5 protein-coding genes are annotated in these 6,375 nt (G+C 55.5%); 4 read left to right on the forward strand and 1 reads right to left on the reverse strand.

Annotated features, from left to right (window positions below):
- The first annotated feature begins 138 nt into the window (after positions 1-138).
- From SHIM_RS12290 to SHIM_RS12300, 3 genes are read left to right on the forward strand one after another with little or no spacing between them, the layout of a single operon-like run.
- Entirely contained in the window at positions 139-402 is a 264-nt protein-coding gene (locus tag SHIM_RS12290) for a phosphopantetheine-binding protein (RefSeq protein WP_054002916.1), read from the forward strand.
- A gap of 1 nt (position 403) precedes the next feature.
- Positions 404-1,612 carry a beta-ketoacyl-[acyl-carrier-protein] synthase family protein gene (locus SHIM_RS12295; RefSeq protein ID WP_054002917.1) on the forward strand — a complete coding sequence of 403 codons (1,209 nt, stop codon included), beginning with the start codon at positions 404-406 and terminating at the stop codon, positions 1,610-1,612.
- Complete coding sequence (locus tag SHIM_RS12300) at positions 1,605-2,399, forward strand: MaoC family dehydratase (protein WP_054002918.1); 795 nt, start codon at positions 1,605-1,607, stop codon at positions 2,397-2,399. The genes SHIM_RS12295 and SHIM_RS12300 overlap by 8 nt, the downstream gene beginning before the upstream one ends.
- An 18-nt stretch (positions 2,400-2,417) precedes the next feature.
- Here the strand turns inward: SHIM_RS12300 and SHIM_RS12305 are convergent, their stop codons facing one another.
- Complete coding sequence (locus tag SHIM_RS12305) at positions 2,418-2,798, reverse strand: DUF3307 domain-containing protein (RefSeq protein WP_054002919.1); 381 nt, start codon at positions 2,796-2,798, stop codon at positions 2,418-2,420.
- Positions 2,799-3,033: 235 nt separating this feature from the next.
- On the opposite strand from SHIM_RS12305, the gene SHIM_RS12310 reads away from it, so the two are divergent.
- Positions 3,034-6,072: a cyclic nucleotide-binding domain-containing protein gene (locus tag SHIM_RS12310; RefSeq protein ID WP_082358382.1), complete on the forward strand. Its 3,039-nt coding sequence runs from the start codon at positions 3,034-3,036 to the stop codon at positions 6,070-6,072.
- The last annotated feature ends 303 nt before the right edge of the window (positions 6,073-6,375 follow it).

Genomic DNA, 6,375 nt, shown 5'->3' on the forward strand with positions numbered 1-6,375 from the left:
TTTGCAGACTGGGGTTTTTGGCGGCTTGTGCTGCCAAGTTCCGTCTGGAAACTTTTGCAATTGCCACTTAGAGTTACGCCAAGACCAGCCGATAGTTGGTACGGAATTTTAAAGATTGAACTTGCCGGAAGGACACTCATGAGCACGGATCGCGAGACGCTGACCAAAGAACTGATGGAAATGGTCGCGCAGGAAGGCATGGTGGATCTGTCTGAAATCACACCGGAAAAGCGGCTTGAGGATCTGGATATTCAGTCTGCTGATTTTGTCATGATCCTTATGGCGATCGAAGAGAAATGGGGCGCCTATATCTCTGTGGACAATGAATTGACGGATGTCGAAACCGTCGGCGATCTTCTCAACCTTGCGATCTCCAAGATCGAAGAACATCAGGCGGCCTGATATGCATCGAGTTGTCGTCACCGGCATGGGCGCGGTCTCCGCCTGCGGCCTCGGCGCGCAAGCGCTGATTGAGGCCACGCAGGCTGGAAATTCCGGCGTGAAATCAATCGCTTTTGACGAGTTGGACGTGCAGCGTGTCAACACGGCCGCCCGGTTGTCGGACGCGGATCTGGCCTCGGTGGAGGCGGAATGCGCCAACCGCATGCGAGATCCGGTCGCCAACTACGCCTTGATGGCCGCCCGCGAGGCGGTTGCGCAGGCGGGGTTGGAGCCCGAGCATTTCGGCGACGCTTGCGGTGTGTCAATCGGGTCCGGTTTTGGCGGCGCGCAAACGCTGAACCGCAATTACTTGAAATTCTCGGTCGAAGGCAGCATGCGGCTTGATCCGATGTCTGTGCCTAAGATCATGAACAATGCCGCTGCAAGCTGGGTGTCCATGGAGTTTGGGGCGACTGGACCGGCGTTATGTCTTGCCACGGCCTGTTCGTCTGCAAGTCAATCCATCGGATTGGCATGGCAGATGGTGGCACTCGGCCAGGTTGACAGGTGTCTCGCGGGCGGGGCAGAAGCCTGTTTGGAAAGCGGTGTTTTTCGCGTTTGGGAGTTGTTGCGGGTGATGACGGCTGACGTCAATCGTCCTTTTAGCAAAGACCGCAATGGTATGACACTTGGCGAAGGTTCTGGCATTTTGGTGCTGGAAACCTTGGAAAGCGCAACGGCGCGCGGCGCTCCGATTATTTGTGAGCTTGTTGGTTATGGTACAAACTCTGATGCAAAGGATCTTTTACGGCCTAACGCAGATCGGGCCGTTGCCTGTATGCGCCAAGCGCTTAAAGCGGCAGGCCTTGCGCCGGACGACATTGGATATGTGAATACGCATGGCACTGGCACGGTGGCCAATGACGTCAACGAAGTCGCCGCGCTGCGTGAGGTGTTTGGCGGCGCTTTTGATACAGTTAAAATCTCTTCGACGAAACCAGTGCACGGCCATGCATTGGGAGCGGCCGGAGCTTTGGAACTGATAACAACGATTGGAGCGCTGCGAGGTCAGATAGCCCCGCCGACGATCAACTTCAATGAAGTAGACCCCAAGATCGGTCTTGATCCTGTGGCTAACACAAAGCAACCAATCCAGACGCAAGCAGTGATGTCCAATTCTTTGGCGTTTGGCGGAATCAATGCGACGTTGATTGCCAAGACATATGGCTGAGACCCCCGTTTTTGTGTCCCTTGGCGTGATGCCAGACCTGTCTGAAGGCGCCGTTCAGAGTTTGTCCAAGTTGGTTTCGGATTTATTGGACGGGCGATCGGCGCAAATATCATTGACGACCGCGGCCATGATGCTGGGTGCGCCGGATCTGAAGGCAGTGCGCGACGCGATGATGCCGCCAGTCGGAAAATCCGTGGTGCACGAAACCCAGAGATTCTGGCGCGCGGCAGATGCGCCCACAAGTGGCTCGTTGGAGGTTTCTCTCGCACAAAGCGCGTCAGAGGAAGCCGCGAGGTTCACCTTTCGTCTGGCAATCGGCGGCGAAGTTTCTGGGGAAATGGAAACCCGCTTGCGGTTTGTATCCGCAGATCAGATGAGCATGTTCAAGGGCGCGAAGTTCTCGGAGCGCATGGCAAGCGATAAGGCGATTAGCGAAAGTACGTTGCCTTTGAGCCCTTCGGCCGTGGGCGACTATGTCGCCTTGGCGCATGATGCCAATCCAATACACGTCGATGCGCGCGCGGCCAAGGCCGCAGGATTGTCCGGGCCGGTTGTTCCTGGCATGTTGCTTTGCGCCTTGAGCGAAGCCGCTTATCGGAACGCGGCTGGTGGACAGGAAGCTTTGGAATTGAAAACCCGTTTTATGGCTGCGGTCCCGGTGGGAGAGCCAGTACGCTTTATTCTCGTTCCACGCGGGGTAGGTCGGGCATGGCAACAGGCCCGCGTTTTCTGTGTGACTGAGAACGATATGATTGCTGCGATTTCTGACATTCGCGGGGATGTCTAATTTGGCTTTCGCCGAAAATTAGACGCAGGCTAAAACCCAAACGATCGCCAGATAGGTCAATTGATGCAGGGCTTGATCTGTGCCCATGGCGTACCAATACAATGGCTGATCCGGTTGCAGATTCCGATTAACCGAGTAGCGGGCTTTGGCCCAGTCGATGTGGAAGTGCACAATGAATTCTGCGATCAGCACTGCGACAAGAACGGCGGACTGAGTGCCAAAGATGGCCAGAACACCAAGCGTACCTACAACGTGAATACCCGCGTGCTGCGCGCGGCCCATATGCCAATACTGCTCGCGCCCCATGATCATCGTTCTCGTTTGCAGAAAGAAATCGGCAAACAGATGCTTGATCTGCAGCGCCGCTATCAGCAGCAATACAATATGAAGGTCGTCCATCGACCGCGCCCCATGCTAGCTCTCTTGATCCGAGACTAACGCCAGACCTGCGACTCCGCAAATCCGGAGTTGTCCAGAGTCGTAGCGTCGCAAGAAACCGTTTGAAATGTCAAAGCTTTCGTTGCTAGCATCCTTTTGATTGAGCAGGAGGGCCGCATGATGGCTCCCAGCGGGGGAACAAGTCATCGAACGCACACTATTTTCCTTTATTTGGAAGTACTCAAAACGAGACCAGATGGTTCTTCTGGCGCTGACTGCGTGCTTGTTTCCTTTGCAGTTCCTGACACTCGAGCTGCCCAAGCGGATCATCAACGATGCGATCGACGCCGGCCAAAGTGTCATCGACGTTTTTGACTACGAGATGAATCAGGAGGCATTTCTGGTTCTGCTGAGTGTCGCCTTCCTTTTGGCGGTGCTGGCGCATGGCCTGATGAAAATGCGCATCAACACCATGAAAGGTGTGCTGTCAGAGCGGATGCTGCGTCGGTTCCGGTACACTTTGATTGCCCGGATCACCCGATTCCCGCAGCCTTATTTGCGGCGGACGTCGCAAGGGGAGCTGGTGTCAATGATCACTGCTGAGGCCGAGCCGATGGGCGGTATGATGGGGGACGCGGTCAGCTTGCCGGTGATGCAGGCCGGTCAGATGATCACCATTCTTGCGTTTCTGTTCATGCAAAACCTTTGGTTTGGTTTGGCTGCGGTCGCGCTTATTCCTTTGCAAGCTTGGGTGATCCCAAAGCTTCAGCGTCAGATCAACGTGCACAACAAGGATCGCATCCAGGAAGTACGAATGCTGGCGGCTGAAATCGGTGAAACCTCTGCCGGCGCCCCCGAGTTGCGGGTCAATGGTGGATGGCGGTATCGGATGTCGCTGATTACCCGTCGGCTTGGCACATTGTTCCTCATCCGGTTGACGATCTACCGCAAAAAATTCTTCATGAAGTTCCTCAACAACTTCATTACGCAGCTGACGCCTTTCTTCTTTTATCTGGTGGGCGGTATTCTTGTGATCCGAGGGCAGGTGTCACTCGGTGCACTTGTGGCCGCGCTGGCGGCATACAAGGATCTGTCGTCACCGTGGAAGGAACTGCTGAACTACTACAACCGCATCGCTGATTTGTCCGTGCGTTGGGATCTGATTGTCGATCGGTTCAGCCCGCCTGGTATCGTTGATGAGGCCCTTCTTGACGGAGAGCCGGATGACATTCCGCGTCTGGCTGGTGACATCGTGATGAAAGAAGTGTTCGTGCGCGACCATGACGGTGACACAGTGTTAGAAGACATCACAGTGACCTTGCCCAAGGGCGCGGTGGTTGCCGTCAAATCCCAAGACGCCGAAGAGCGGCGCGCAGTGGCCGAATTGTTCACCCGCGAAATCGTGCCGGTCAGCGGCAGTATAGATGTGGGCGGACATGACTTGAACGCGCTGCACCAAAGAGTTGTGGCGACGCGGGTCGGATACGCGGATCCGTCGCCTTATGTGTTTGAGGGCACCTTTGGCCAAAACCTTTTGATGCCTCTCAAGCGAAAACCGATTTCCGACTTGCCTGATCCGCTTGGTGACGTCGAAGCAAAGAAACGGGCATATGAATCCGAGAGAACCGGGAACAGCTTGGACAAGATATATTCAGACTGGGTGGATCCGGCGCTGGCTGGCTTGCAGGACGAAGACGAAGTGCACGCCTTTTGGCTGGAACTGATGGATGCCACCGGGGCTGGCAATGCTCTGTTCCGTCGCGGACTTGACCAGCCGTTTGAAGAGAAAGACCACAGCGATCTTGCGCATGCGCTGATTGAGTTGCGGCCTCAGATACGAGACGCTTTGAAAGAAGCCGGTTTGGACAAAGCCTACTACCGGTTTGACCCAGAGCTTTATAACCCCGCATTGCCTGTGGCCGCGAACCTGTTTTTTGCCACACCTCGCCGTTCCATGGAGGATGTGGAAGAGGCGGGATTGGGTGACTTTTTGGACTTGCTGCACGAGTTGGATATCGAAGACGGTATTCTGCGCATGTCCCGCGAAGTGATCGAAATGCTGAACCAGACCTTTGGGGTGGACGGAACCGACCATCCGTTGTTCCAACAGTTGGGGCTAAACCCGGATGTCTTCACCCGCAAAGTTGGGTTGGTAAGCAAAAGCCGCGAGGTGGGTCTGGCCAACATGGAGCGTGAAGAACTGGTGCAGATGCTTGAGCTGCCGTTTGAAGTGTCGGCCGAACGTATTGGGCCGGGCTTCACCGAAGAGCTGAAGAGCAGCATCATAGCGCTGCGTCGCACTGAGGCTGAAAAATTGGCCGAATGGCTGGTGGTCTATTTCGCCCCTCTGGATGAGCAGAAGTACGCACCAGGCCTCACGGTTTTGGAAAACGCGATCTACGGCAAGCTTTCGGCGTCCGCCGGTGCGCGCGGTGAACAGATCCGCGATGTTGTGGCGCAAAAGCTGGCCGAAGCTGGCATGAAGCAGGAGGTCGCGGAGCTGATCTATGCTGTGCCGTCTGGCATCGGCGGGGCAGGGCTGCCCACATCCTTTAACGAACCGCTGTCCATCAGTCGTGCGGCAATCAAAAAGCCTGACCTTTTGATCTTGAACGGATGCATCACATCCTTTGAGCATGATCAACGGGCGGAGGTGGTTTCCAATTTGCGAGACCTGCTGCCGGATACGACGGTTCTTTATCTTGAGGACGAGTTTGAAGACAGCAGCGCGTTTGACGTTGTGCTGGAACTTGAACACGGCAGGCTCAAGGACAGCGGAAGCGTGGTTGTGGCTGAAACAGACAACGCCGCGAGTGCGGATTTGCGTCGCAAGATGCGGGCGCTTGTGTCGGCGGACATGTTCGCCAACCTGTCGCGTCGGCAATTGCGGCTGCTGGCTTTTGGTGCGCAGTGGCATCGGGCCGAAAAGGGAGAGTATATCTTCCGTATGGGCGACACCGCGGGGGACGGTGCTTATCTGATCCTCGAAGGCGAAGCCGGACTTGGATACGACACGCCTGATGGTGAAAGCCATTTGGTGGCTGTCGCTGGCGCGGGCACGTTGGTGGGCGAGTTGGCGTTGTTGCGCAAAGAAAAGCGTGCGCTGGATATGTATGCCAAGACGGAGCTGGAAACTCTGCGATTGGGCGAGAGCGAATTCATGGCGGTTGTGGAAAATGATGCCTCAACAGCCTTCCGCATTCTGCAGGCCGTTGCGGGCTATGTGGGCGCACCCAAGCAAAACGAGTCGGGAGACTCTGAAAGCGAGTCGGATCAGGCCAACGAGTCGCCTTGATCGGGAACATTGGCACCGCTCAAAGCGACTCTGAGGCTGATTTTTCCTGAGTCGGCGAAAAAATCAGAGGAATGAGAGGCGACTCGGAGGAAAAAAGGCGTGTGACTCGCCGGTTTCTGACGTCGACGGGCTGATTCACATGCAAAGTGCAGTGCAAACCGCTACGTTCGGACATTAGCAGGGCGCGCTTGAGAACAAAAAACAGGCACAAACGTTATATAAAACAGGGGTTCCGTATGTTTTTTGGAAAAACTTCAAAAAAGCGCTTGCGGGTCCGGCGAACTAACCCTAGAACCCCCCTTA

Origin of the sequence: Shimia sp. SK013, assembly GCF_001292625.1 — a bacterium.
Classification (GTDB): Bacteria; Pseudomonadota; Alphaproteobacteria; order Rhodobacterales; family Rhodobacteraceae; genus Shimia.